21 protein-coding genes and 1 pseudogene are annotated in these 25,655 nt (G+C 57.8%); 11 read left to right on the top strand and 11 right to left on the bottom strand.

The window, feature by feature from the left end; genetic code table 11:
* Positions 1-2: 2 nt before the first annotated feature.
* Positions 3-1,409, bottom strand: a complete 1,407-nt coding sequence (locus ATO67_RS04995; protein WP_067645219.1) for a L,D-transpeptidase — start codon at positions 1,407-1,409, stop codon at positions 3-5.
* Between the two features lie 155 nt (positions 1,410-1,564).
* On the opposite strand from ATO67_RS04995, the gene ATO67_RS04990 reads away from it, so the two are divergent.
* From ATO67_RS04990 to ATO67_RS04980, 3 genes are all read left to right on the top strand, one after another.
* Positions 1,565-2,404: a DUF4432 family protein gene (locus ATO67_RS04990; RefSeq protein WP_067645216.1), complete on the top strand. Its 840-nt coding sequence runs from the start codon at positions 1,565-1,567 to the stop codon at positions 2,402-2,404.
* Positions 2,405-2,527: 123 nt separating this feature from the next.
* Positions 2,528-2,866 (top strand): protein tyrosine phosphatase family protein, encoded by a 339-nt coding sequence (locus ATO67_RS04985; protein WP_067645213.1) that lies wholly within the window; start codon positions 2,528-2,530, stop codon positions 2,864-2,866.
* A 50-nt stretch (positions 2,867-2,916) separates the two neighbouring features.
* On the top strand, positions 2,917-3,258 hold the full coding sequence (locus tag ATO67_RS04980; RefSeq protein ID WP_067645210.1) for a RidA family protein: 342 nt from the start codon (positions 2,917-2,919) through the stop codon (positions 3,256-3,258).
* A 761-nt stretch (positions 3,259-4,019) separates the two neighbouring features.
* Here the strand turns inward: ATO67_RS04980 and ATO67_RS04975 are convergent.
* The 5 genes from ATO67_RS04975 to ATO67_RS04955 form a co-directional block, all read right to left on the bottom strand.
* Positions 4,020-5,165 (bottom strand): iron-containing alcohol dehydrogenase, encoded by a 1,146-nt coding sequence (locus tag ATO67_RS04975; protein ID WP_067645206.1) that lies wholly within the window; start codon positions 5,163-5,165, stop codon positions 4,020-4,022.
* Positions 5,162-6,550, bottom strand: a complete 1,389-nt coding sequence (locus ATO67_RS04970) for an aldehyde dehydrogenase family protein (protein WP_067645203.1) — start codon at positions 6,548-6,550, stop codon at positions 5,162-5,164. Before ATO67_RS04970 ends, ATO67_RS04975 begins: the two co-directional genes overlap by 4 nt.
* A gap of 20 nt (positions 6,551-6,570) precedes the next feature.
* Positions 6,571-7,938 (bottom strand): glutamine synthetase family protein, encoded by a 1,368-nt coding sequence (locus ATO67_RS04965; protein ID WP_067645200.1) that lies wholly within the window; start codon positions 7,936-7,938, stop codon positions 6,571-6,573.
* 56 nt (positions 7,939-7,994) lie between these two features.
* Entirely contained in the window at positions 7,995-9,509 is a 1,515-nt protein-coding gene (locus ATO67_RS04960) for an amino acid permease (protein ID WP_067645197.1), read from the bottom strand.
* A 192-nt stretch (positions 9,510-9,701) separates the two neighbouring features.
* A complete protein-coding gene (locus ATO67_RS04955) occupies positions 9,702-10,463 on the bottom strand; it encodes an N-formylglutamate amidohydrolase (protein ID WP_067645619.1) in 762 nt (253 codons plus the stop codon).
* Between the two features lie 177 nt (positions 10,464-10,640).
* Between ATO67_RS04955 and ATO67_RS04950 the strand changes: the two genes are divergently transcribed.
* The 6 genes from ATO67_RS04950 to ATO67_RS04925 all read left to right on the top strand — a co-directional run bounded on the left by ATO67_RS04950 (position 10,641) and on the right by ATO67_RS04925 (position 16,773).
* Positions 10,641-11,525 carry a MurR/RpiR family transcriptional regulator gene (locus ATO67_RS04950; protein ID WP_067645195.1) on the top strand — a complete coding sequence of 295 codons (885 nt, stop codon included), beginning with the start codon at positions 10,641-10,643 and terminating at the stop codon, positions 11,523-11,525.
* A gap of 207 nt (positions 11,526-11,732) precedes the next feature.
* Complete coding sequence (locus ATO67_RS04945) at positions 11,733-12,839, top strand: ABC transporter substrate-binding protein (RefSeq protein WP_067645192.1); 1,107 nt, start codon at positions 11,733-11,735, stop codon at positions 12,837-12,839.
* A gap of 94 nt (positions 12,840-12,933) precedes the next feature.
* Positions 12,934-13,824 carry an ABC transporter permease gene (locus tag ATO67_RS04940; RefSeq protein WP_067645189.1) on the top strand — a complete coding sequence of 297 codons (891 nt, stop codon included), beginning with the start codon at positions 12,934-12,936 and terminating at the stop codon, positions 13,822-13,824.
* Positions 13,821-14,603 (top strand): ABC transporter permease, encoded by a 783-nt coding sequence (locus ATO67_RS04935; protein ID WP_067645186.1) that lies wholly within the window; start codon positions 13,821-13,823, stop codon positions 14,601-14,603. Before ATO67_RS04940 ends, ATO67_RS04935 begins: the two co-directional genes overlap by 4 nt.
* Before the next feature lie 11 nt (positions 14,604-14,614).
* Positions 14,615-15,673, top strand: coding sequence for an ABC transporter ATP-binding protein (locus tag ATO67_RS04930; RefSeq protein WP_067645183.1), 1,059 nt, complete (start codon positions 14,615-14,617; stop codon positions 15,671-15,673).
* Between the two features lie 56 nt (positions 15,674-15,729).
* Complete coding sequence (locus ATO67_RS04925; protein ID WP_067645180.1) at positions 15,730-16,773, top strand: zinc-dependent alcohol dehydrogenase family protein; 1,044 nt, start codon at positions 15,730-15,732, stop codon at positions 16,771-16,773.
* Positions 16,774-17,001: 228 nt separating this feature from the next.
* Here ATO67_RS04925 and ATO67_RS04920 read toward each other — a convergent pair whose 3' ends face one another.
* Positions 17,002-17,304 carry a hypothetical protein gene (locus tag ATO67_RS04920; protein WP_158667342.1) on the bottom strand — a complete coding sequence of 101 codons (303 nt, stop codon included), beginning with the start codon at positions 17,302-17,304 and terminating at the stop codon, positions 17,002-17,004.
* Between the two features lie 200 nt (positions 17,305-17,504).
* Positions 17,505-21,281, bottom strand: coding sequence for a methionine synthase (gene metH, locus ATO67_RS04915; protein ID WP_067645174.1), 3,777 nt, complete (start codon positions 21,279-21,281; stop codon positions 17,505-17,507).
* Positions 21,282-21,473: 192 nt separating this feature from the next.
* Here metH and ATO67_RS04910 point away from each other — a divergent pair, with 192 nt between their 5' ends.
* A complete protein-coding gene (locus tag ATO67_RS04910; protein ID WP_067645170.1) occupies positions 21,474-22,721 on the top strand; it encodes an AGE family epimerase/isomerase in 1,248 nt (415 codons plus the stop codon).
* Positions 22,722-22,869: 148 nt separating this feature from the next.
* On the opposite strand, the gene ATO67_RS04905 is transcribed toward ATO67_RS04910, so the two are convergent.
* The 3 genes from ATO67_RS04905 to ATO67_RS04895 form a co-directional block, all read right to left on the bottom strand.
* Positions 22,870-23,430 (bottom strand): dual specificity protein phosphatase family protein, encoded by a 561-nt coding sequence (locus ATO67_RS04905; RefSeq protein ID WP_067645168.1) that lies wholly within the window; start codon positions 23,428-23,430, stop codon positions 22,870-22,872.
* Between the two features lie 220 nt (positions 23,431-23,650).
* Positions 23,651-24,103, bottom strand: a complete 453-nt coding sequence (locus ATO67_RS04900) for a hypothetical protein (RefSeq protein WP_067645165.1) — start codon at positions 24,101-24,103, stop codon at positions 23,651-23,653.
* Positions 24,104-24,283: 180 nt separating this feature from the next.
* Complete coding sequence (locus ATO67_RS04895; RefSeq protein ID WP_067645162.1) at positions 24,284-25,360, bottom strand: hypothetical protein; 1,077 nt, start codon at positions 25,358-25,360, stop codon at positions 24,284-24,286.
* A 154-nt stretch (positions 25,361-25,514) separates the two neighbouring features.
* Here ATO67_RS04895 and ATO67_RS23840 point away from each other — a divergent pair.
* A pseudogene (locus tag ATO67_RS23840) lies at positions 25,515-25,628 on the top strand (arsenate reductase/protein-tyrosine-phosphatase family protein); the annotation flags it as partial.
* Between the last annotated feature and the right edge of the window lie 27 nt (positions 25,629-25,655).

Raw genomic sequence — 25,655 nt, 5'->3', positions numbered from 1 at the left:
TCTTACTCGGCAAACTCCACCACAACACCCGGGCGGACCATCTTAGCAAGTTCCGTTGCATCCCAGTTCGTCAGGCGGATACAGCCATGGCTGTTGGTCTTGCCGATTTTGGATGGTTCCGGCGTGCCGTGAATGCCATAGGTCGGCTTCGACAGCGCAATCCAGACCGTACCGACGGGACCGTTGGGACCGGGCGGGATCTGCAATATCTGGCTGTTCTGGCCCTGCTGGAAGTTGATCTTCGGGTTATAGGTGTAGCCGGGATTGAGCGCGATGCGTTCGACGGTATGCGTGCCGGATGGCGAAGGCGTATCCGAAGAACCGATAGTGGCAGGATAAGCCGCAATCAGAACGCCGCTTTCGTCATAGGCGAACACCTGCTTGATGCCCTTGTGGGCAACGATTCGAGCGACCTGCCCCTTCTTCGGCTCACCGGGGCTGACGACCTTGATGATCGTGCCTGGTACAGTGAAATCGACGCCGGGGTTGAGTTCCTTCAGGTATGTCTCATCCATGTGGAAACGCTCAGCGAGGGCTTCCGATGTGGACGTGTAGGCCATGGCGGGAAGCTGCGCCTTTTCGGCGTAGTCATCCGGAATGGAGGCAACATAAGGACCAGCCGCGTCTGCTGCGGTTATCGTATAATCCACGATGGCCAGACCGCCGGTGTTGCGCAGACGCTCCAGAATGTCATCTGTATTGTTGGGGTCGAGACGGTCGCCCGTCATGTCCTGCCAGGCAGCGATGGCCTTGTTGACGTTGTCACCCATCTTGCCATCGATCACACCAGGCGAAATGCCTTCGCGGTCGAGAAACACCTGAAGCGCAACAATTTCCTGACGCGAGCGATTGACAGGAGCCGTCACCGGCTGGTTACGCTCGATGAGGTGGTCAGGCTGCGGCACGGCGGTGACAGTGCTCTCACCCGGCATCGGTTGGCCCAGCGGCGCGCTTTCGACAGCGCCCGGCCCTTCGACAGACCCCGTATACGGGTCTATGTCGCTTCCATCGCCACGGTACTGACGATAATCCTGCCCGCCGCCGCCGTTGCCCTGATAACCGTAATCGCGCTGTGGCTCCCGGTTCTGGCTCGGCGCTGGTGGATAGTAGGTGTCATTCTGATTGTAATAGGGATCTTGCTGAGCCTGGCGGCGCGGAGCCGCACCCTGCTGCATTTCCGTTGCAAGAAGGTTGCCGTAACGGTCAAAGTAAACAGTGCGGCCCATCCGGTCGCGGCTGATGACGATGTCGCCACGTTCGGGCATGAAATCGAGAACCCGCCCATCGGGCGTTACCATCATAGGCTGTTCCTGATAGACCTGCCGTTGCTGCGCGCTGGCCTCAGCGGGCAGGAGGACGGAGGTCGTCGCGACAGCGAGACCGAACATTGCGTTAATTAAAAGTTTCACGATTCTGCGATCCCTTGGGTTCTTCCCAATACACACACGTTAATCTTGACCCTATTGTGGAAAAGGTGAATTCGCGGTTAATGCAATCTTAATTTCCCGTCGTTGCGATAGCTTTTGCGTGATTGCGACGTCAACATGTCAGTGAAGGAGCGAAAATGCGAGCGCTGAAAGCCGGAAAATCTCCCGCAATCTTTCTTGATGAAACATCCCTTTTCGATATCGGCGCCTGCGTGGTCGATGGTATCGATATTGCTCCGGGGCGTGCCATCCCTGATGATGGCGATCCTCGTATTGATCATTCGCTAGAAGGCTTTCTGTTTACCTGTGGCCCTGACCATATTCGCCACCCTGAAGCCATTGAAGGTGACGCGGATGGAAGAAAATATCCTTTGCATGGTTCATTTTCCTCTCACCCCGTCGAGATAACGCATTGGTCTACTGAAGGTGGTAATGCGAATGCCGGGGCAAGGGTTCCGCTGGTCCTGGCCGATGGCGGCACTGCCCTTCTGGAAAGAGAGTGGGCCATCGATGGCGAAACCGGCGAAGTCAGCCTCAACGACCGCGTAACCAACACCAGCGCCGCCACGCGTCCCGTCTTCCACATGTACCACATGAATGTCGGCGCAAGGCTGTTCGACGATGCGGTGAAGCTTCAAGGCGCGATGTTTGAGGGCGGTGGATTTGGCTGGCGTTTTGGCGAGGACCCGGGCGGCGTCTTCTGCGTGCCAGCGGGAGATGACGGCGACGGCTGGGCCACCATAATGCTGGGGCCAATCGCAACCATTGGCGGGCGAACGCTCAAAGTCAGCTTCCGCACGGATACGCTTCCCTATTTGCAGATGTGGCGAAACCAGCAGGCACCGGCACATGTCATGGGCATAGAGCCGGTATCGCACCGCTGGGTCAGCCGCTCCGAACTTGAGGCGGCAGGTGAGTTTCACATGCTGAATCCGGGTGAGAACAGGACATACGGCCTGCGCTTTTCTATTCTCTGAACAGGCCCGCAATTGGAATGGCTTATCATTGACGCACCCTCTTTAACCCCTTAAACCGGGTGCGAAATTTAGGATGGCACAGCAATTTGTGCCGGGCTGCCACGGTTACCGGAGGACGAGAAAATGGATATCAGGCGTATTGACGATGAATATTCCGTAAGCGGCCAGATCAGCGTTGCCGACCTCGATGAGGTCAAGGCGCTGGGTTTCAAATCCATCGTTTGCCATCGCCCGGATGATGAAGAAGAAGGCCAGCCGCTGTTTGCAGATATTGCCGAACGCGCAGAGGCATTGGGCATCGCCGTCGCGCATGTACCTGTCGGTCGATTCGGCGTGGATGCCGATGCGGTGACGGGCATGGTCGATGCTTTGGATGAACTTCAGCGTCCGATGCTCGGCTTCTGCCGTTCCGGCGCGCGCTCCACAGCCATCTACGAAAAGACCCATCACATCCGCGGCTGATTTCACCGTAGCCGTTAATTCTACCCGAAATACCAACAGGAGTTTTCAGCATGAGCATCAAGCGTATCGAACCCGGCAAGCGCATGAGCGGCGCAGTCGTTCACGGTAACACCGTCTACCTCGCCGGTCAGGTGGGTGAAGGCACATCCGTGACCGAACAGAGCAAGTCCGCTCTCGCCGAAGTCGACCGCCTGCTGGCTCTTGCCGGTTCCGACAAGTCGAAGATCCTACAGACCATCATCTACATTTCCGACATGTCCACCTTTGGCGAAATGAACGCCGTCTGGGAAGGCTGGATCGACCCGGCAAACCCACCAGCCCGCGCCACCAGCGAAGCAGCGCTTGCTACGCCGGACTACAAGGTTGAGTTCATCGTGACAGCTGCGATCTAAGTGGTTTGATTTCTTGGAAAAAGCCGGTCCTTGGGGCCGGCTTTTTTTGTTGTTCGATTCATGTGTCGTGCAACGCCCTCTAAGGATCGCAAAACCTGCGAAGTCCCAGCCCAGCCGTGTCAAAAACCCCGGCACGCTTCGCCGTTCACGCGACGTCATCCGCCCGTGGTTTGCTTCGTCATTACCCCGTGAGAACACACGCAAATGCGGAAATGTCTCTGGTATGGTGTTTGTGTTGGGCTCCGCATTTGCGTGGCCTCCAGTCTTTCAATCAGCCAGACCGGACCTTGAACAAACCGGGCCGGCTTTGGTCGTCTTCCTGTGAACCTCGCCTCCTCCACTGACCGAAAACCGTTTATGGAATTTCGGACCGTGAAGCAGGCAGGCCCACAGGACATCGCCTTTGATGACCACCCGCACGTCTACGGCCAATCACCACCCTCCGCCTGCCCCGACAGTGTCTCGCGAAACACTCCAGCCGCGAAGGTGTGGGGATTGTAGGCATGGGGTTGATGGCCGTGGAGAAAACTTTTTTATTTTTTTAGGGTGGGGGAAGTGGAGGTTTGTGGGTGTGGTTTACACCCCTCTGCCCTGCCGGGCATCTCCCCCTCATGTGGGGAGATCGACTCGTGGCGACCTCTCGCACATCTTCGACGTTGAGATTGAAGTAAAGTGGCTCGGCCATCCAATCTCCCCCCTTGAGGGGGAGATGTCCGGCAGGACAGAGGGGGGTAAGCCCCACCCTCCATCATCAGCCAAAATCAAAAGCACTCCAGAAACAGCGCCCGCGTATTCTCAGCCGTCAACTCGACAGGATTACCGCCGCAGCTTGGGTCCTTGATGGCCTCTGCTACAAGTTCATCCACCCGGTCAGGCTTGATGCCCATAGCCGTTAGGCTTTCAGGCACGCCGAGTTCTTTGCGAAGCTCCAGCACGTAATCATAGAAGCCATCAAACCCGCCTTCGATGCCAAGATAGGCCGCAGCGCGCGCAATTTTGTCTTCGATGGCCGGGCGGTTGAAGCGCAGAACGGCGGGCATGACGACGGCGTTGGTCATGCCGTGGTGGGTGTTATAGACCGCGCCGATGGGGTGCGACAGGGAATGGATGGCACCCAGCCCCTTCTGGAACGCAACCGCACCCATGGCGGCGGCGGCCATCATGTTGGAGCGGGCCTCGATATCCGTGCCGTCTTTATAAGCGCGGGGCAGAAACTCTTTCACCAGCCGCAGGCCTTCGAGCGCGATACCGGCACTCATCGGGTGATAGAAAGGCGAGGAATAAGCCTCCAAGCAATGGGCAAAGGCATCCATGCCGGTGCCGACGGTGATGGCCTTGGGCATGCCGACGGTGAGTTCCGGATCGCAGATGACGACGCCGGGCAAGAATTTCGGGTGGAAGATGATCTTCTTCACATGGGTCTGCGAGTTGGTGATGACGCTGGCGCGACCGACTTCCGAGCCGGTGCCTGCCGTAGTCGGCACCGCGACGATGGGAGCGATGCCTTCAGAATTGGCGCGGGTCCACCAGTCGCCGATATCCTCGAAATCCCAGACGGGCCGCGTCTGGCCTGCCATGAAGGCGACGGCCTTGCCGAGATCGAGACCGGAGCCACCGCCGAAGGCGACTACGCCGTCATGTCCACCATCCTTGAAGGCTTTGACGCCCGCTTCGAGATTGATCTCGTTGGGGTTCGGGTCCACCTCGGAGAAGATAGCGCGGCCAAGGCCTGCCTCTTCCAGAATATCCAGCGCATGGGCCGTGATCGCCATGCTGGCGAGGCCTCTGTCGGTGACGAGCAGCGGCTTTTTGATGCCGAGCGTCTTGCAGGCGTCCGCCAATTCCTTGATCCGGCCGCGTCCCATCTTGATCGGGGTCGGGTAGCTCCAGTTTGCGACGATGTTCATTTCGTGACTTTCTTCAGATGGTAGGATTTTGGACGGGTCAGGTTCTGGAAACCGATGACCGACAGCGAGCCGCCGCGACCGGTATCCTTGACGCCGGTCCAGCACAAAGCAGGATCGAGATAATCGGCGCGGTTCATGAAGACGGTGCCGGTTTCGATCTCGCGACCGATGTGCCCTGCCCTGTCAGCATCCTGCGTCCACAACGATGCGGTGAGGCCATATTTGCTGTCGTTCATCAGCGCGATGGCTTCGTCGTCGTTCTTGACCTTCATGATGCCGACAGCAGGGCCGAAGGTTTCCTCGGTCATGAATTCCATGGAATGGTCGACATCGATGAGGATTTGCGGCGCGACATAGGCGCTTTCGCCATCATCGGCGGCAAACAGCTTGGGATCAACAAGTGCTTTCGCACCTTTGGCAACCGCATCGGCCACCTGCTGGCGCACCACTTTGGCGAAACGCTTGTTGGCCATCGGCCCCAGCGTCGTTTCCTGCTCCAGCGGGTTGCCAAGCTTGTAGTTGGACACCCACGCCACAGACTTTTCAACGAAGGCATCGAACAGCGATTCGTTGACATAGACGCGCTCGATGCCGCAGCAGCATTGGCCGGAATTGAAGGTCGCACCGTCCATCAGCGTATCGACCGCCGCATCCAGATCGGCATCTTCCATGACGTAGCCGGGGTCCTTGCCACCAAGTTCCAGACCGAGGCCGGTGAAGGTGCCAGCGGCAGCGCGTTCGATGGCGCGACCGCCTTCGACAGAGCCGGTGAAGTTGACGAAGTTGAACAGGCTTTCGGCAATCAACGCCGACGTGGTCTGGTGATCGAGGAAAAGGTTGATGAAGACATCCTCCGGCACGCCCGCCTCCACGAAGGCCCGCACCATGCGCTCACCCACCAGCAGCGTCTGCGCGGCGTGTTTGATGACAACAGTGTTGCCCGCCATCAAGGCAGGCGCAATGGTGTTGATGGCCGTCATGTAAGGGTAGTTCCACGGCGCGATGACGAAGACGACGCCATGCGCTTCGCGCTCGATGCGGCGTTCGAAATCGCCGCTTTCCTCGATGACAAGCGGTGCCAATGCGTCAGCTGCAATCGCTGCGACGTAATTCGAGCGTTCGTTGAAGCCCTTGAACTCACCGCCATAGCGAACCGGGCGACCCATCATGTGGGCCAGCTCCGGCACGACTTCGCCCACCATTTCGTTGAGGCGAGCCACGCCTTTCAGCACCAGTTGAACACGATCTTCCAACGGGCGACGCGCCCAGGATTTTTGCGCAGCGCGCACTTTCAATACGGCGGTCCGCGCCGCATCCAGCGACATCGCCTCGCGCTCGGCATAGACCGAACCGTCGATCGGCGAGATATTCTGGATCATGACCATGATGGTTTTCCTATGATTTGTTATGCCCGTTCGAACCCGCGCGCGACTTCCCAGTCGGTAACGCGGCGGTCGTATTCTTCCTGCTCCCACTTTGCGGCGCGAACATAGTGATCGATCACATCGTCACCGAAAGCGCCGCGCAGCATCTTCGAGCCGTTGAGGTGGTCGGTCGCATCGCGAAGCGTTTTGGGGACTTCGCGAATGTCCTTGCCGCCATAGGCGTCACCTTCAAACTGCGGCTCAAGTTCCAGCTTATTTTCAATGCCGTCAATGCCTGCCGCAAGCAAGGCCGCCATGGCAAGATGCGGATTGATATCCGACCCGCCCACGCGGCACTCGATGCGGATGCCCTTGCTATCTGCACCGCACAGGCGATAGCCCGCCGTGCGGTTATCCGTGCTCCAGATGGCCTTGGTTGGCGCGAATGTGCCAGCCATGAAGCGCTTGTAGGAGTTGATGTAAGGCGCCAGAAAATAGGTGACTTCGCTGGCATGGGCCAGAAGACCGGCCACGTAATGGCGCATCATCTCGGACATGCCGTGTTCACCGTTCTTGTCGAGAAACATTGGAGTCTTGCCATCCAGGCTCCACAGCGACTGGTGGATGTGCGAAGAGCTGCCTGCGGCATCGTAGTTCCACTTGGCAAGGAAAGTGACGGCCTTGCCCTTGGACCAGGCGATTTCCTTGCAGGCGTTTTTGATGATGGCGTGACGGTCCGCCATGGTAAGCGCATCGGCGTAGCGCACGTTCAGTTCCACCTGGCCAGCAGACGCTTCGCCCTTGCTATTTTCAATAGGAATGCCAGCGGCTTGCAGATTGTTTCTGATGGCTCGCATCACCTCTTCTTCCTTGGTGGTCTGGAAGATGTGGTAGTCCTCATTATAGGGGCTGACCAGATTGAGATCGCGGTAGCCGCTGGCGCGGGCGGCCTCGAAACTCTGGTCGAACAGGAAGAATTCCAGCTCGCTGGCCATGAAGGCTTTCAGGCCCATGGCCTCCAGACGTGCGACCTGCTTCTTGAGCAATGCGCGCGGCGAGTGGGCGACTTCGGCGTGCGTGTGGTGGTCATAGGCATCGCACAGAACGAGCGCCGTGCCTTCCAGCCACGGCACGCGGTGCAACGTCGAGAGGTCGGGCTTCAGCGTATAATCGCCATAACCTTTTTCCCAGCTGGTGGATTTGTAACCGGGAACGGTTTCCATCTCCATATCGGTGGCCAGCAGGTAATTGCAGCTATGCGTTTCCTCATAGGCGCTTTCGACGAAAAATTCCGCCTGGAAGCGTTTGCCCATCAGACGACCCTGCATATCCACGAGGCATGCCAGAACCGTGTCTATGCGCCCTTCAGCGACATCTTTTTTAAGCGCGTCGAATGTGTAGGTCGTCATGATGTTTCCCTTTGATTCAATGGGGCGACCGTTGCCGGTCGCCCTTTGGAGTTGGTTCAAGCCTTCGAAGCCGCCGCATTGACTGCAGCCTGCTTGTGCTCCAGCGCGAATTCCTCTTCCGGCGACAGGATGAGGCGGTGACGGCCGACAAGCGCGAAATAGGCTATAGCGATGGCAAACCACAACGCCACCCAAATGACGCCCTTGGTGAAGTTCGGATCCTGCACCTGATAGAGCAAGGTGATGACAGCGATGATGATGGTCAGCACTGCACCGGGAATACCGAGCGGCGAACGGAAGGGACGTTCGATATCCGGCAGGTTACGGCGCAGCATGATGAAGGAAATGGCCTGCATGATGTAGGAGAACATTGCGCCGAATACGGCCATGTTGAGCAGAACGCTGCCGATGATGCTGCCGCCTTCGGTCGCACCCAGTGCAAACCAGATGGTCATCATCACGGCGAGGCCTACGATGGCACCCGTCAACATCGCGACATGCGGTGTCTTGAACTTGGGGTGGGTGACGGACAGCGCCGTCGGGAAATAGCCAGCCCGCGACAGCGAATAGATCTGACGGCCCTGCGCATAAAGGATGGTGTGGAAGCTGGCGATGAGGCCTGTGAGAGCCACGAAGCCCAGGAGAACCACGCCACCATCACCATAGACGGCCTTGAAACCATCCAGCAGCGGCTCCAGTGAGGAACCGAGATGGAAGGCGCCGATGCCGGGTAGTGAGGGGTTGAGCAGCACGATCATGAAGGCGGAAATCATCAGCGTGATGATGCCGAGAATGATGCCCTTGGGCATATCGCGCTTGGGATCAACCGATTCTTCGGCAGCCAATGGCAACTGTTCGATAGCGAGGAACAGCCAGACTGCAAAGGGCAGTGTGGCGAGAACGCCGGAGAAGCCGAAGGGGAAGAACGAGCCATTGCCTTCAGGCAGCTCGACGGCTGCACCATCCGGACCGACGCCGATGTTCAGCGCCCAGCGGGAGAAGTCCATGTTGGGGATGGCGCTGATCCAGAAGAAGACGAGAACAGCGAGCGAAATCAGCGTGATGACCAGCGTTACCTTGAAGGATAGTTCAAGTCCGAAGACGTTGAGTGCCAGGAAGATGACGTAGAACAGCACCCACAGGAGCGGTGAATAGACCGGATCGAGCCCCAGAATGGAGTTCACATAGGCCGTGATAAAAGTGACGATGACGGCGGGGGTGAGGACGTATTCAACGTTCTCGCAGAGACCGGTGATGAAGCCGCCCCATGGCCCCATGGCCGTGCGGGCGAAGGAATAGGCAGCGCCCGTATGTGGCAGTGCCGGGCTCATTTCCGCGATGGAGAATGTCAGCCCCAGATACATGACGGCAATAATCATGCCCGCAACCAGCATGCCGCCCCAGCCGCCGGTGGCAAAGCCAAAATTCCAGCCGGAAAAATGACCTGAAATGACCGCGCCCACGCCCAGCGCCCAGAGCGACCAGACGCCTGCGTAACGCGAGAGCCCTCTTTTTTCGAAGTAGGATGCGTCAGCTTTCTTATAGCTGACGCCTGATGATGAATTGTCCATGCCGTTCTCTCCTGATCAAGAAAAACAGGCTGTCAGCCAGAATGGCCGATTTTGCCCCAGTCTCAGCGCGGTGGTAAAATCCAGCCACGCCATGCACATCTGCTGTTCCCACGTTGCACCCGGACCTGTTTGGCCTTCTTTGGATATGCAACGGCATTCTTGCCCGGCGGGGCAATTCCCGCCAAAGCGAATTCATGGGCTGTGAGTGGCGATTGCCTTTATCAAAAGTTCACTCAAAAAATCGGCAGCAGCCCTCTGCCCCTCCTCATTCTGGATCAGGTCATTTCTGACCTCGATCATGACGTTCAAAAGCCCGTTCGGCAGCGCGTGGAGACGCAGCGTGTGCGTGACGCCATCTTCCGGGCCGTAAGGTTGGTTACGTTCCACCTGAAAGTTTTCGCTCTCCACATGGTCCAGCATCGCGTCGACCAGCCGCGCATCGACATCATGCAGAAGACCGATTTCCACATCGCGGCGCTTGCCGTGATAGACCGGCGTAAAGCTATGCATCGTTACCAGAACGACGCTGTCACGGGCAGCAACGAGATCGCTGATGCGGTCGTGAAACGGAATGTAGAGCGCTGCGGTGCGGGCAAAACGCTCTGCTTCACTCAAATTCGCATTGCCGGGAATGTCGTATATTTCGCTGGTGGCAGGCATGGCGGAAGGCGATTCCGGCGGGCGATTGCAATCATAAATCAGCCGGGAATAGTTCTGGTAGATGACGGTAGCGTCGAGACTTGCAGACAAGAGGCGGGCGACGGCGAGAGCACCGGGGTCCCAGGCGATATGGCTTTCCAGAACGTCGTCGCTGAGGCCAAGGGTACCGAAGCTGGCGGGCAACGTGTGTGAGGCGTGTTCGCAAACCAGCAGCACCCTGCCCTTCCCGAGCGGGTTTTCCACGACAACGGGCGCAGCCTCGTCGCTTGTGAAAAACTGCCTTTGCACCGTCATGGTGTACCCCGCTATCAACATACCTGTCCCCCGACAGTTAGAAAAGAATTCTTCACACACGCCAAAGTGTCAAATGGTTTTTGAAATTTTCTCTTCATTTTTTTGATTGACTCCTTTTCCTCGCCGTATCTTAATCAGCGCCAACAGACCGGCGAAAAGCTCGGCTAGGGGAAAAATTTGCACAGTTCGGCCGCGACCGTTTCGGACGTTATCCAGGCTCATTACGAGACCCTGACGCGTGCCGAAAAGCGCCTTGCGGAAAGTCTTCTCGGTAATTACCCGGTCTCCGGGTTGGGTAGCATCACCATCGTTGCGGAAAATGCCGGCGTCTCGACACCGACAGTTGCGCGAATGGTGCAGAAGCTGGGTTTCAAGGGTTATCCCGATTTTCAGGCAAGGTTGCACCAAGAACTGGAAGCCACGATTTCCAACCCGATTGCCAAGCATGACCGATGGGCCAGCAACGCGCCGGGACTTCACATCCTCAATCGCTTTGCCGATGCCATCACCGGGAACCTGCGCGATACGCTGAGCGATCTCGATACGGCATCGTTTGATCATGCAGCAACCCTTCTGGCGGATAGAAAGCGCAGCATATACTTCGTCGGTGGGCGCATTACCGGGGCGATTGCCGAATACTTCTTCACGCACATGCAGGTCATCCGCCCCAAGACGTCGCTGATGTCCTCCAACTCCAGCTCATGGCCGCAATTCATGCTGAACATGAATGCCGGTGACGTGCTGGTGATCTTCGACATCCGCCGTTACGAGCAGGACATGGTGACGCTGGCGCAGGTGGCGCACGACAACAATGTTCGCATTCTTCTCTTCACCGACCAGTGGACATCGCCGGTTTCGCGCTTTGCCGAACATACGTTTCGGGTCAGGATCGAGGCCCCGTCGGCTTGGGACAGTTCGGTGGTGACGCTATTCGTCGTGGAAGCACTGATCGAGGCCGTGCAGAACAATGGCTGGGACGAGACCCGCAAGCGGATGAATTCGCTGGAAGGCCTGTTCGAGCAGACCCGCCTTTTTCGAAAGCCCGGGAAAGAGGAGAGCTGAACAAAGCGCTATCAACGACGAAATGGCGCAACACGAATTTTTTATGTCGTTTCTCAAATATCATGGCGACGAACGGGCGTAATGATGGCAAGAAAACGGCAGGGACCATGATGGGGCGGGAGACCGCCGCACAACACGTCACATAACGTTCATGCAACCCACGTATCAGCGTCGTCCGACGCATGAGACACACAGAGGAGAACAACCGTGATCTCGCATAGCCGCCGACTGCTATCGCTTACCACCGCAATGGTCATCGCATCCACTGCGATTGCCGCTGCCGCGCCAAGCGCAGAACTCATCGCAGCCGCCAAGAAGGAAGGCATGCTGACGACCATCGCCCTGCCCCACGACTGGTGCGGTTACGGCGACGTCATCGCCTCCTTCAAGGCCAAGTATCCTGATATCAAGGTCAATGAACTGAACCCGGACGCTGGTTCTGCCGACGAAGTCGAGGCCATCAAGGCCAACAAGGACAACAAGGGCCCACAGGCTCCTGACGTGATCGACGTTGGCCTGGCATTCGGCCCACAGGCCAAGAAGGAAGGTCTTCTCCAGCCTTACAAGGTTTCCACATGGGACGAAATTCCTGACAATGTGAAGGATGCCGAAGGCTACTGGTACGGCGATTATTATGGCGTCATGTCTCTGTTCGTGAACAAGGACCTCGTTACCAACACGCCGAAGGATTGGGCCGATCTGCTGAAGCCGGAATATTCCGGTCAGGTCGCTCTTGCTGGTGACCCACGCGCCTCCAACCAGGCCATTCTCGGTGTTCTCGCGGCTGGTCTCGCCAGCGGTGCAAAGGACGGCAAGGCAGCTGGCGAAGCCGGTTTGAAGTATTTCGGCGAGCTGAACAAGGCTGGCAACTTCCTGCCTGTCATCGGCAAGGCCGGCACCGTGGCACAGGGCGCGACACCGATCGTCGTTGCATGGGACTATAACGCGCTGTCATGGGCAAAGACTTTGAACGGCAACCCGCCGACAGAAGTCGTTGTGCCATCCTCCGGCGTTCTGGCTGGCGTTTACGTGCAGGGCATCTCCGCCTACGCACCGCATCCAAACGCTGCCAAGCTCTGGATGGAGCACCTTTACTCCGACGACGGTCAGCTTGGCTGGTTGAAGGGCTTCTGCCACCCGATCCGCTTCAATGCGCTGGCCAAAGCCAACAAGATTCCAAAGGATCTTCTGGATGCCCTGCCGCCACCAGCAGCCTATGAAAAGGCCATTTTCCCGACGCTGGAAGACGTTGACGCCAACAAGGCTGCCGTCACCGGCGGCTGGGACAAGGTTGTCGGCGCAAACGTGAAGTAACGAACGAAACAGCCGCCCCGATCTTTTCGAAGGCTGGGGCGGCTGGTTTTATAAAATAGAAGACCGCGATGATCGCGGCGTTTGGGAACATCATATGTCGTCAAACATCAGTGGTGCGTCACCGCGACCAGCAGCCGGGCGACGTCTGAAGCTGGAGTGGCTGGGCGTTCTGCCATTTGCCATTTTTATTCTGCTTTTTTTGATCATGCCGACGATGAAGATCGTCCTTGGCGCATTTCAGACGCCTGAGGGCAGCTTTACACTTGAAAATCTCGCAGGCCTTTTTACCGCATCCATTCTTTCCGCCTACTGGATTTCCATCAAGATCAGCGTCGCCTCGGCCGCACTCGGCTGTCTGATCGGCTTTGGCGTCGCGACCGCTGTGGTGCTGGGCGGTTTGCCGCAGAAAATACGCGCGCCGCTTCTGACCTTTTCCGGGGTCGCCTCCCAATTTGCAGGCGTGCCGCTAGCCTTTGCTTTCATCGCCACACTTGGGCCGGTTGGCCTCGTCACCGTGTTTCTAAAGACCCAGCTTGGCCTTGATCTGCGCCTGCTGGGCTTCAACATCCTGTCGTTCTGGGGCCTGACCGTTACCTATCTGTTTTTCCAGATACCGCTGATGATCCTCATCATTACGCCTGCGCTGGATGGCTTGAAGCGCGAGTGGCGCGAGGCGGCGGAAATTCTGGGTGCCAGCGGCTTCCAATATTGGCGCATGGTGGCGTTCCCCATTCTACTGCCCTCCATTCTCGGCACATTTTCGCTGCTGTTTGCCAATGCTTTCGGCGCAGTTGCAACGGCGATTGCGCTGACGGGCTCCTCGCTCAACATCGTCCCCATTCTGCTGTTTGCGCAAATTCGTGGTGACGTGCTGGGCAATCCCCATCTCGGTTACGCGCTGGCCTTCGGCATGATCCTGGTGACCTGCATTGCCAACACGCTCTATATCTGGATGCGCACGCGCAGCGAAAGGTGGCTGAAATGAAGCGGATTTTCGCCTGGGGCGCGCTGCTGTTCGGCCTGCTCTATTTCGCCCTGCCCCTGATCGGCATGACCAACTTCTCGCTGAAAATGCGGCGCGGCGAGTATTCCTTCGATGCCTATGGCAAGGTGCTGGGCGATCCGCGCTTTCAGGAGACGTTCACCTTCTCGATCATGATGGCGCTCTGCACCATCATTTTCGGCATCCTGCTCGTGGTGCCGACGGCCTATTGGGTGCGGCTGAAACTGCCAGCGCTGCGCCCGGTCATCGAGTTCATCACGCTTTTGCCGCTCGTCATTCCGGCCATCGTCATCGTGTTCGGCTATATCAGGCTTTACAACACGTCGAGCTGGCTGCCACTGACGGGATCGACGACCGGCACCAACCTGCTTTTGATATTCGGTTACACGACACTGGCCCTGCCCTATATGTACCGCGCCGTCGACACCGGACTTCGCACCATCGACATCGCCACCCTGACGGAAGCGGCACAGAGTCTTGGAGCCGGATGGACGACGATTCTCGCCCGCATCATTCTGCCGAACGTGCTGGTGGCGGTGCTATCGGGTGCGTTCCTGACATTTGCCATCGTCATCGGTGAATTCACCATGGCGGCGCTGTTGAACCGCCCGGCATTCGGCCCCTACATGCAATTGCTGGGTGCCAACCGCGCCTATGAGCCTGCCGCCCTTGCCGTCATTTCCTTCGGCATCACCTGGGGCTGCCTAGGCCTTATCCAACTCGTCTCGCGCTATCAAAAAGGCGCGCCTCCCAAGGCCTGAGGACTTATTTTATGAGCTTTTTGACACTTCAGAACATCAGAAAATCCTTCGGTCAGGTTCAGGTCGTTCATGATTTCAACATGACGATCGAACAGGGAGAATTCGTATCCTTCCTCGGACCATCCGGCTGCGGCAAGACCACCATTCTGCGCATGATTGCCGGTTTCGAGACGCCGAGCGAAGGGTCCATCGTCATCAACGGCAAGGACCAGACGACGCTGAAACCCAACCAGCGCAATATCGGCATGGTGTTTCAGGCCTACGCGCTGTTTCCCAACATGAATGTCTACGAAAACGTCGCCTTCGGCCTCAAGATCGCGGGCAAGCCCAAGGCAGAAATCGATGCGCGTGTGAAGGAAATGCTGGCGCTGATCCATCTGGATCATCTGGCGGATCGTTACCCCTATCAGATGTCCGGCGGGCAGCAGCAGCGCGTGGCGCTGGCGAGAGCGCTGGCCCCCAAGCCACAGGTTCTGCTGCTGGACGAGCCGCTCTCGGCGCTCGACGCAAAAATCCGCGTGTCGCTGCGTGAGGAAATCCGCAGCATTCAACGCAAGCTCGGCATCACAACCATTTTCGTGACCCACGATCAGGAAGAAGCGCTGACCATTTCCGACCGCATCGTAGTGATGAATGCCGGACGCGCTGACCAGATCGGCTCGCCCTTCGAGATTTACAACAAGCCAGCGACCCGGTTCGTAGCATCCTTCGTGGGTACGTTGAACCTGATCGATGCCATCGTCGTGGATGCCGCGACCAGCACCATTCGCATCGGTGACCAGCAGGCTTCGTTGAAGAAGCCACTGAACAAAGCCAATGGCGAAACGGTGACGGTAGCGCTTCGTCCCGAGGCCGGTTCTCTGGGTGAAGCCAATGTGGGCGATGTCGCGATATCAGGTACCGTGACCTCCAGCCATTTCCTCGGCTCGGTCATCCGCACCCGCATGGACGTCGGCGGCGCGACGCTGTCCTTCGATATGTTCAACGATCCCGGCAAGACACCACCCGCGATCGGTGAGCGCATCACGCTGAAATTTGCATCAGAAGATTTGATGATTGTAGCAGACTGACGCACTGTTTCTGACTGGGAGATCGCGCTAGAAAAAGCCATCTCAGGAGATCCACCATGCGCGCATTATTCTACGAACATTTCGGCGAAGCACCGATCATCGCCAACCTGCCGGACCCGGAACCGACGCCGGACGGCGTGGTGATTGCAGTAAAGGCAACCGGCCTTTGCCGCAGCGACTGGCACGGGTGGATGGGCCATGACACGGACATCCGCCTGCCGCATGTGCCGGGCCATGAATTTGCGGGCGTCATTTCCGCCGTCGGCAAAAACGTCATGCGCTTCAAGGTGGGTGATCGCGTTACCGTGCCGTTCGTCTCCGGCTGCGGCCATTGCCAGGAGTGCCGCTCCGGCAACCAACAGGTCTGCGAAACGCAGTTCCAGCCGGGCTTTACCCATTGGGGTTCCTACGCCGAATATGTCGCCATCGATTACGCCGACCAGAACCTCGTACATATGCCCGATGAGATGGGCTTCGATACAGCCGCAAGCCTCGGCTGCCGCTTCGCCACCTCGTTTCGGGCCGTAGTCGATCAGGGTCGGCTGAAGGGCGGCGAGTGGCTGGCGGTGCATGGCTGCGGCGGCGTTGGCCTCTCGGCCATCATGATCGGCGCGGGACTTGGCGCACAGGTCGTCGCCATCGACATTGCCGAAGACAAGCTGGCACTGGCGAAAGAACGGGGCGCGACCGCTACCATCAACAGCCGCGACGTCTCGGACGTCGCGCAGGCCGTGCGCGACATCACCGGCGGCGGCGCCCATGTTTCCGTCGATGCGCTGGGCCATCCGCAAACCTGCTGCAACTCCATCACCAACCTGCGCCGTCGCGGCCGCCATGTGCAGGTGGGCCTGATGCTGGCGGATCATTCCATGCCGCAAATACCGATGGCGCGGGTCATTGCGCACGAGCTGGAAATCTACGGCAGCCACGGCATGCAGGCCTGGCGCTATGACGATATGCTGGCGATGATTAATTCCGGCAAGCTCTCGCCGGAGAAGCTGATTGGTCGGCATATTACGTTGTCGGATGCGGTGATTGCTTTGCCCGCGATGGACACGTTTAGGGATAGCGGGATTAGTATTATTGATCGGTTTGAGTAGGTGAGTGAATGACGGTGGGCGTTGGTGGGTGTGGTTTACCCCCCTCTGCCCTGCCGGGCATCTCCCCCACAGGTGGGGAGATCGACTCCTGGTTAGCTTCCGGTCATCTTGAACGTTGCGGATGGAATGAAGTGCCAGCCTCTAGCTGATCTCCCCCCCCCCCGAGGGGGAGATGTCCGGCAGGACAGAGGTGGTAAACCACCCCCACTGACGTTACCGAAAACCCACTCAAGCCACCGCCATCACCGCGAAAATCGTCATCAGCGCCGAGACACGATTGATCTTGCTCGCAGTGTAAGACGCCACACCGTCCCTGCCTCGAAAAATCCACGCTCCGAGATACAGTACCGTGTGGGCAAGGAAGAAGAAGACAAGCGGGCCGATGAACAGTGCACCGACTCCGATGCCCCAGGGGCCATCGCTTGCGGCTCCCGTTACGAAACGGGCGCTTAAGATCGTCAGTGTGACGAAGACCAACACGAGAGAAGACAGTTGCTGCACGATGATCTCCCATATGAGAACGATGATCAAGTTAGCAACCCATAAATACATTCGAATAATCTAATATTACGTAAAAACTTTGCCGACAATTCTGCCTTCTGGCCGAAACGCACCGGATAATTCGGTGGTTAAAAAGACAAAAGCGCGGATCGCTCCACGCTTTTGTCTTTTTAAATCAATATATAAGGCTCGAGTTTGGAATCAAACCGGCAACCACCTGAATCGAATTATCAGGTGGCCGTCTCGACCTGTTTTTCGGCTTCGACAGGTACGTAGTTCAGCACAGGCCCCAGCCAACGCTCGATCTCTACCACTGGCATGCCCTTGCGTTGGGCGTAGTCCTCGACCTGATCACGCTCTACCTTGGCAACGCCGAAATAGTAGCTTTCGGGGTGGCCGATATAGAGGCCGGAGACGGAGGAGCCGGGCCACATGGCGTAGCTTTCGGTCAGCACCACGCCGGTTTCTTCCGTGGCGTCCAGCAGACGGAACAGGGTTTCCTTTTCGGTGTGATCCGGCTGGGCGGGATAGCCGGGAGCCGGGCGAATGCCCGCATAGGCTTCACCAATCAGGTCATCGGGGCCGAAGCTTTCATCGGTTGCGTAACCCCAATATTCCTTGCGGACACGCTCATGCATGCGCTCGGCAAAGGCTTCGGCGAAGCGGTCTGCCAATGCCTTGACGAGGATGGAGGAGTAATCGTCATTGGCTCGCTCGAAGCGCTCGGCAATCGCCACTTCCTCGATTCCAGCCGTAACCACGAAGCCGCCGACATAATCGGTCACGCCAGTGTCCTGCGGCATGACGAAATCCGACAGCGCCACATTGGGGCGGCCATCGCGCTTGGACAGTTGCTGGCGAAGCGTGAAGAAGGTCGCCAAGTCTTCCTTGCGGCTTTCATCCGTGAAGAGGCGGATATCGTCGCCCACCGCATTGGCGGGCCAGAAGCAGATGACGGCGCGCGGGCGGAACCACTGTTCGTCGATGATCTTCTTCAGCATCGCCTGCGCATCGGCAAACAACTGGCGCGCGGCCTCGCCCTGCTTCTCGTCTTGGAGAATTGCGGGGTACCGGCCCTTCATCTCCCATGTCTGGAAGAACGGCGTCCAGTCGATATATTTGGCGAGCTCTTCCAGATCATAGGTCTCGAAGGTCTTGGTGCCCAAAAACTGCGGCTTCACCGGCTGATAGGCCGTCCAATCCACCTTGTGGGCGTTGGCACGCGCACGGGCCAAAGGCAGGCGCAGCTTTTCGCGCTCGTTGCGGGCATGGGCGTCTGCGACCTTGGCGTATTCGGCCCTGATACCATCGATATAGGCTGGCTTCTGATCCTCGGACAGCAGGGCTGACACGACACCTACGGCACGGGAGGCATCGGTGACGTAGATCGCCTGACCCTTTTCGTAGCGCGGGTGGATTTTGACCGCCGTGTGAACGCGGCTGGTGGTAGCGCCGCCGATAAGCAACGGAATGTTGAAGCCCTGACGCTCCATCTCGGCGGCCACGTGCACCATCTCATCCAGCGACGGGGTGATGAGGCCGGACAGGCCGATGACATCCACCTCTTCGGCAATCGCCGTTTCGAGAATTTTGGTGGCGGGCACCATGACGCCGAGATCGATGATCTCGTAATTGTTGCAGGCGAGAACCACGCCGACGATGTTCTTGCCGATATCGTGCACGTCGCCCTTCACGGTCGCCATCAGCACCTTGCCTGCGGCCTTGCGCTGATCGCCGCCGTTGAGGCGCTTTTCCTCTTCCATGTAGGGCAAAAGCACGGCTACTGCCTGTTTCATGACGCGGGCGGATTTGACCACCTGCGGCAGGAACATCTTGCCCGAACCAAAGAGATCGCCCACCACATTCATACCCGCCATCAGCGGTCCCTCGATGACGTGCAACGGACGTGCCGCCTGCTGGCGTGCCTCTTCCGTGTCGGCATCGATGAATTCGGTGATGCCGTTGACCAGCGCATGCGACAGGCGCTTTTCGACAGGCCATTCACGCCATGCCAGATCCTGCACCTTGGCTTCGCGGCCGGGACCACCGCGGAATTTTTCAGCGACTTCGAGCAGCCGCTCGGTGCCATCGGCACGGCGGTTCAGCACCACGTCTTCGCAGGCTTCGCGGAGTTCCGGGTCGATGCTTTCATAAACGGCCAGCTGACCCGCATTGACGATGCCCATATCCATGCCCGCCTGAATGGCGTGGTAAAGGAACACGGCGTGCATGGCCTCGCGCACCGGTTCGTTGCCGCGGAAGGAGAAGGACAGGTTGGAAACGCCGCCGGAAATATGCACCAGCGGCATGGTTTCGCGGATGGTGCGGGTGGCGTTGATGAAATCGACGCCGTAATTGTTGTGTTCCTCGATGCCCGTTGCGACGGCAAAGACGTTGGGGTCGAAGATGATGTCCTCAGGCAGAATACCTGCCTGTTCCGTCAAAATCTTGTAGGCGCGGGTGCAGATTTCCACCTTGCGCTCGTAAGTGTCGGCCTGGCCCACCTCGTCAAATGCCATGACGACGACGGCAGCACCGTAATGGTGCACCAGGCGCGCCTGCTCCAGAAACTTCTCCTCGCCTTCCTTCAGCGAGATGGAGTTGACGATGGACTTGCCCTGAACGCATTTCAGGCCAGCCTCGATGATCTCCCACTTGGAACTGTCGATCATGACAGGCACGCGGGCGATATCCGGCTCGGCAGCGATGAGGTTCAGGAACTCGACCATGGCTCTCTGGCTGTCGATCAGACCTTCATCCATGTTGATGTCGATGATCTGCGCGCCGTTTTCCACCTGATCGCGGGCGACGGCAAGAGCCGCCGTATAATCACCAGCGGTGATGAGCTTGCGGAACTTGGCAGAACCGGTGACGTTGGTGCGCTCGCCGACGTTGACGAAGGGAATGTCCTTGGTCAGCACGAAAGGCTCAAGGCCAGACAGCGACATGAAAGAGCGGTGTTCCGGCACCTTGCGCGGCGCGTATCCGGCAACGGCATCGGCAATGGCGCGGATGTGGTCGGGCGTCGAGCCGCAGCAGCCGCCGACGACGTTGACCAGGCCTTCGCGGGCAAATTCCGCCACCTGCGCTGCCATCATCTCGGGCGTTTCGTCGTATTGACCGAATTCGTTGGGCAGACCGGCATTCGGGTAAGCGCAGATGAACGTATCCGCAACGTCAGACAATTCCTGCAAATGCGGACGCATGGCGCTGGCACCCAGCGCGCAGTTGAGGCCGATGGTGAACGGGTTGGAATGGCGAACGGAATTCCAGAAAGCAGACGGCGTCTGGCCAGACAGCGTGCGGCCGGACAAATCGGTAATCGTACCCGAAATCATCACCGGAAGATGAATGCCCTTGGCGGCGAAGCGTTCTTCGCAGGCGAATATGGCGGCCTTGGCGTTCAGCGTGTCGAAAATGGTTTCGATGAGAATGAGATCGGCACCGCCATCGATGAGGCCGTCGATCTGCTCGCCATAGGCAATGCGCAGATCATCGAAACTGACGGCGCGGTAACCGGGGTTGTTGACATCAGGAGACATGGAGGCCGTGCGGTTGGTCGGGCCGATGGCACCGGCCACGAAACGGCGACGCCCGTCTTCCCGTTCCGCCCGCTGGGCAGCGCGACGCACGATGAACGCGCCTTCGCGGTTCATGTCATAAACGGCACCTTCCATCTCGTAATCCGCCTGCGCGATGCGCGTGGAGGAAAACGTGTTGGTTTCGAGAATATCGGCACCCGCCATGGCGTAGCGATAATGGATTTCCTCGATTGCATCAGGCTGGGAGAGAATCAGAAGGTCGTTATTGCCTTGCTGATGGCAGGCGCAGCCGATGAAACGATCGCCACGGAAATGGGTTTCATCGAAACCCAGCCCCTGGATCTGAGTTCCCATCGCGCCATCGAGAATGAGGATGCGTTCCTGAGCGGCCTGACGGATCGCCTTCAGAATCTCCGCGCCGTCACGCTTGTTGCCCCCGGCGGGGCCAAACAGATCGTCCAACATCGGTACACTCCTCATTTCCTTGGCGGTTCGCCGCTCGTAAGTCACATAAAGATATCTTTATGTCAATATATCACTCATTTCCAGCGATGGTTTCGCGTTCTACATCAAGGGTACGAAATTTCCGTTATGGATGACACCGTTACGTCCGAAAGATATAGAGAATCGCACAAAGCGTATCATACGGAGGAAACGATGACCGAAGCGGAACACGGAAAGTCGAACTGGAGCACCCTGCCCTGGCACCGGCAATGGCTGGCAAAGCAGGCGGAAGGCCTTTTTGATTTCTTCCAGTATCGTGCCATCAACCCCAAGGGTGGTTTTTTCGATCTCGACCGGCAGGGTACACCGTTGCAGCCGGACAATCCCGTTCGGGGCATTCATATGTCGGCGCGCATGGTGCATTGCTTCTCCATCGGCCATTTGCTTGGTCGCCCCGGCTGCGGCGATATCATCGACCACGGCATGACTTATCTGTGGAACAGCCACCGTGACACCGAGCATGGCGGCTATTTCTGGCAGGTGGATGAGACCGGTCCGATTGACGCCAGCAAACAGGGTTACGGCCATGCTTTCGTGCTGCTGGCTGCATCATCGGCCAAAACAGTTGGCCATCCGCTGGCAGACCAGATGCTGGCCGACATTACCGACGTTCTTGAGACCAGGTTCTGGGAAGAAAAGTACGGCGCAATCAAAGAAGAATTCAATCGCGATTGGTCTCCCATCGAGAATTATCGCGGCCAGAACTCCAACATGCATCTGACCGAAGCGCTGATGGCAGCGTTTGAAGCGACGGGCGACAGGAACTATCTGACCAAGGCCGAGCGTATCGCCGACCTCGTCATTCGTCGTGCCGCCGGTGCACTGGATTTCCGCGTGCCAGAGCATTTCGATGAGAACTGGGTCCTGGACAAGGATTATCGCGGCAACGAGATGTTCCGCCCTTCCGGCTCCACCCCCGGCCACTGGCTGGAATGGGCTCGCCTCATTCTCCAGCTCTGGGTGCTGGGCGAGCGCAAGCATGAGTGGATGCCAACGGCGGCCAAATCGCTGTTTGTGCAGTCCATGTCGCTAGGCTGGGACCGAGAAAAGGGCGGGTTCTTCTACACGCTGGACTGGGACAACACGCCCGCCAAACGCGAAAAACTCTGGTGGCCGATGTGCGAGGCGGCCGGTGCCGCCCACTTCCTGAACGAGCATCTACCTGCCGACGAATTCTACGAAGACAGCTACCGCCGCGTCTGGAGCACCATCGCCAACAGCTTCCTCGACCACCAGAACGGTGGCTGGCATGAGGAACTGACGGAAAATCTCACCCCTGCCAACACCATTTTCCCCGGCAAGGGCGACATCTACCATGCCCTGCAAGCCTGCCTCATCCCGCTGTTTCCAGCGGATGGCAGCTTGACGAAGGTGATTTCGGATAAGGGCGGGCGGTTTTAGCACGCCCCTCAAATTGACAGGAGAGCCTACTTACCTCTCTACCGTCACCCTCGGGCTTGTCCCGAGGGTCTAACGAACCCCGACATCCAACGTGGTTAGATCCTCGGGTCAGGCCCGGGGATGACGAAGGTGAAGGATTTCGCCTCTGTCAGAACCCTAGCGTTTCCTCGAAATCGTCCCAGGACTGGTACATCTCGTAACGACCAACGCCCTTGATGGGCACATGCCCGTAATAGGGTGAAAGCTGGAATTCCGCCGCCTGCTCGCTTTTCTTGGCGACGGCACCGACATAGATGGCTGAGGCAAGGCCGGTACGATTGGCACCATGTTCGCAATGAATGAGAACGGGCTTTGGCGCATCCCTCATGATGCGCGCCAGTTTTTCGGCACGATCCTGCGGCAGTTCCTTACTGGAGCTCATGGGGAAATCGATAAGCTGAACGCCGTTGCTTTGGGCGGCATTCTTTTCGTCGCGGTACCACTCTTCCCGATCTTCATCGCGAAGGTTGATGATTGTCTTGATACCCAAATCCTGGGCATATTTTTTGACATCGTCGCCGCTGGGCTGCGCTGAACGATACAGTTCACCCGGCAGGACCTCATGGAAATTACCGGTCAACTGGTTGATGCCCATATGCGCACCGACAGATGCAGGCAAAGCGACAAGGCACAGAATGCCAATCTTCAAAACACGAGATACAGAAACCAAAACGCGACCTTCTGGAAAACTTCAAGAATTGCAGCTCAGATGGCACTGCCAGATGTCACAAGCAAGAGCACCGAGGTTACGGAGTGGCCAGCGAAATAAGAACACGCTCGGTCGAAAAGACAACGGAGCGGTTACAGGCCAGTTTGTATTAGCGGATTTTTAGCTGAAGAAATTTGCCTTCAAAAATTCGTGAGAACCGGCTTCATCGGCGCATTATGTCTCAATCGAATTCCGCGGAGTCGATCGTAACCCGCCATTCCAGCTTTCTCGGATCAACGTTCTCATTGTTGCGAAGGCGGAATGGGCGGCACGCCGCGTATGTTTCATTCGGCTCCAGCCGATGCTCACTGACCTGATAGGGATTAAAGGAAGCCGATGCCCGGAATGCTGCCTCGAAACCTTCCAGCGTATAGGTCAGACGGCGCACAGAGACCCCGTTGGTGTTGTGAAAGCTCAGCCGAATTGGTGCGTTTGCATCGGTGCAGGTCGGGTCGAAAGAGGCGGTGGCGATGATCGCGTTCAACCGCTCACCGGAGCGCCACCAGTCAAACACCACCCAGGAGACCGTGCATGCCCAGACGATCGCCAGACCGACGACCACGGGCTTGAGGCGTTTGGGATAAGCGATCAAAAAAAGCATCAGGATCGCGGTCAGAACAATGCCAACGATCATAAAGGCTGCACACTCTTTGGCGTGGTCGTCAGTCGTTTGAACATGGTGCCTCCCCGATCAATGTGTCTGTCGCTCCACCGATGCGGCGGCGTATACTTTGTGTCAAGCTACACGCAAAACACTTTAACAACCAAAGCCCGAAACATCCGCCCTGGCTCCGCAGGCAACACCTTTTCGTGATTATGCTGCATTGCCAGTGGCAGTTTCGACAGGCTTGCGCATAACGTCAATCAGGCCATAGGCAACACCAACCAGCACTAGAATGGTCGTCCCGCTGAGCGGAAGCGGCAAGACGAGGTGGCCAGATACCAAAGCACCGCCCAGCACCAATGCGATCTGGACGGCAATAAGCATCAGCGCCGTGGTGGCTGGCAACATCATGCCATTGTGAGAGAAGAACCGGCGATAGCCGGAGACAAAAACCGGGATGAGAATAGCCGTTATCGCCAGCACGTAAATCCTGATCCACTGGCCATCAGGCAACGAATCCGGCCACAGAAACGCCAGTGGCGTTAAAACATAACTCCCCGCGCTGGCAGCCAGCAAGGGAGGCCACACGACGATATTCAGCAAGAAGACAGACATCGTGATTTTCGTGGGAGCAAACCTTTTCTGGCTCGTCATCACCATGCGGGTTGCTGATATCGCCAGTGCAAAGGCAATGATGACGATCACCATCGTCAACAGAAGCTGAGAACCCGCCACCGCGCCGGTTCGCAACAGATCAAACGACAGGGAAAACTGCGCCGGAAAATCAATCAGAGCTGGCAGGAGCCACAAAATCCAGAACCCGGCGACAAGGCTCGGCAAGACCACCTGTCGCGACAAAAACAGCAAGACGGCGGTTCCGCCGATAAGGGATGCAACGAAGCCTGCCCAGGCAAGATAACCATCACCGACCAAAAGGCCCATCGCCGACATGGCCTGCGCAATAGCGTAGGCCTGCGAAACTGCAAGCAACAGCGCAACGGCGTTTTCACCGACGTGCAGAGCGAAGCTTCCGTTCGAGCGAGGAACCAATAGCCGGATGATCTGACCAAGCGCGAAGGCCGTCAGAACAGGACCAACACCCAGCGCCAGGACGGAAAGCTGCGATGGAACCCCATCCACCGTCCGCGCCGCCATAAAAGAGGCATCAAGACCCGGCAGCGCAATATTCCAGCCGATGATGGCAACGATGGAAATCAGCACGACCCGCAACGCGACGCCCAGAACACCGTTGCCGCGAATATTGGGGTCATCAACCATAACGCTCATAAAATACTCTCCTTACGCAATCATAGATATTAGTCTAAGCAATACGCCTGTCACGTATTTACGACCGAAAATGCGAAAAGCATTTTTCACTTGTAGTGTCGTCATAACATTCCTGCGATAAACGGCGCGCAGGAATCAGGAAAGGTGCATCGGGTTGAAAAACATCCTGTTCGTTTGCAGCCAGAATAAACTCCGCAGCCCGACCGCCGAACAGGTCTTCTCAACCTGGCCGCACATCGAAGTCTCTTCTGCCGGGACAAACAACGACGCCGAGAATCCTCTGTCCACCGAACTA

The organism is Agrobacterium bohemicum (genome assembly GCF_001562555.1).
Taxonomy (GTDB): domain Bacteria; phylum Pseudomonadota; class Alphaproteobacteria; order Rhizobiales; family Rhizobiaceae; genus Agrobacterium; species Agrobacterium bohemicum.
The sequence above is the reverse complement of the archived record's forward strand: the minus strand, read 5'-3'. Positions and strand labels throughout refer to the sequence as shown.

Excerpts from the sequence above, each read along its gene's own strand:
- ATO67_RS04935 (WP_067645186.1), top strand. The coding sequence starts at position 13,821 with ATGAAGCGGATTTTCGCCTGGGGCGCGCTGCTGTTCGGCCTGCTCTAT.
- ATO67_RS04910 (WP_067645170.1), top strand. The coding sequence starts at position 21,474 with ATGACCGAAGCGGAACACGGAAAGTCGAACTGGAGCACCCTGCCCTGG.
- ATO67_RS04960 (WP_067645197.1), bottom strand. The coding sequence starts at position 9,509 with ATGGACAATTCATCATCAGGCGTCAGCTATAAGAAAGCTGACGCATCC.
- ATO67_RS04895 (WP_067645162.1), bottom strand. The coding sequence starts at position 25,360 with ATGAGCGTTATGGTTGATGACCCCAATATTCGCGGCAACGGTGTTCTG.
- ATO67_RS04930 (WP_067645183.1), top strand. The coding sequence starts at position 14,615 with ATGAGCTTTTTGACACTTCAGAACATCAGAAAATCCTTCGGTCAGGTT.
- ATO67_RS04925 (WP_067645180.1), top strand. The coding sequence starts at position 15,730 with ATGCGCGCATTATTCTACGAACATTTCGGCGAAGCACCGATCATCGCC.
- ATO67_RS04900 (WP_067645165.1), bottom strand. The coding sequence starts at position 24,103 with ATGATCGTTGGCATTGTTCTGACCGCGATCCTGATGCTTTTTTTGATC.
- ATO67_RS04965 (WP_067645200.1), bottom strand. The coding sequence starts at position 7,938 with ATGACGACCTACACATTCGACGCGCTTAAAAAAGATGTCGCTGAAGGG.
- ATO67_RS04940 (WP_067645189.1), top strand. The coding sequence starts at position 12,934 with ATGTCGTCAAACATCAGTGGTGCGTCACCGCGACCAGCAGCCGGGCGA.
- ATO67_RS04975 (WP_067645206.1), bottom strand. The coding sequence starts at position 5,165 with ATGAACATCGTCGCAAACTGGAGCTACCCGACCCCGATCAAGATGGGA.
- ATO67_RS04985 (WP_067645213.1), top strand. The coding sequence starts at position 2,528 with ATGGATATCAGGCGTATTGACGATGAATATTCCGTAAGCGGCCAGATC.
- metH (WP_067645174.1), bottom strand. The coding sequence starts at position 21,281 with ATGTTGGACGATCTGTTTGGCCCCGCCGGGGGCAACAAGCGTGACGGC.
- ATO67_RS04990 (WP_067645216.1), top strand. The coding sequence starts at position 1,565 with ATGCGAGCGCTGAAAGCCGGAAAATCTCCCGCAATCTTTCTTGATGAA.
- ATO67_RS04970 (WP_067645203.1), bottom strand. The coding sequence starts at position 6,550 with ATGGTCATGATCCAGAATATCTCGCCGATCGACGGTTCGGTCTATGCC.
- ATO67_RS04955 (WP_067645619.1), bottom strand. The coding sequence starts at position 10,463 with ATGACGGTGCAAAGGCAGTTTTTCACAAGCGACGAGGCTGCGCCCGTT.
- ATO67_RS04980 (WP_067645210.1), top strand. The coding sequence starts at position 2,917 with ATGAGCATCAAGCGTATCGAACCCGGCAAGCGCATGAGCGGCGCAGTC.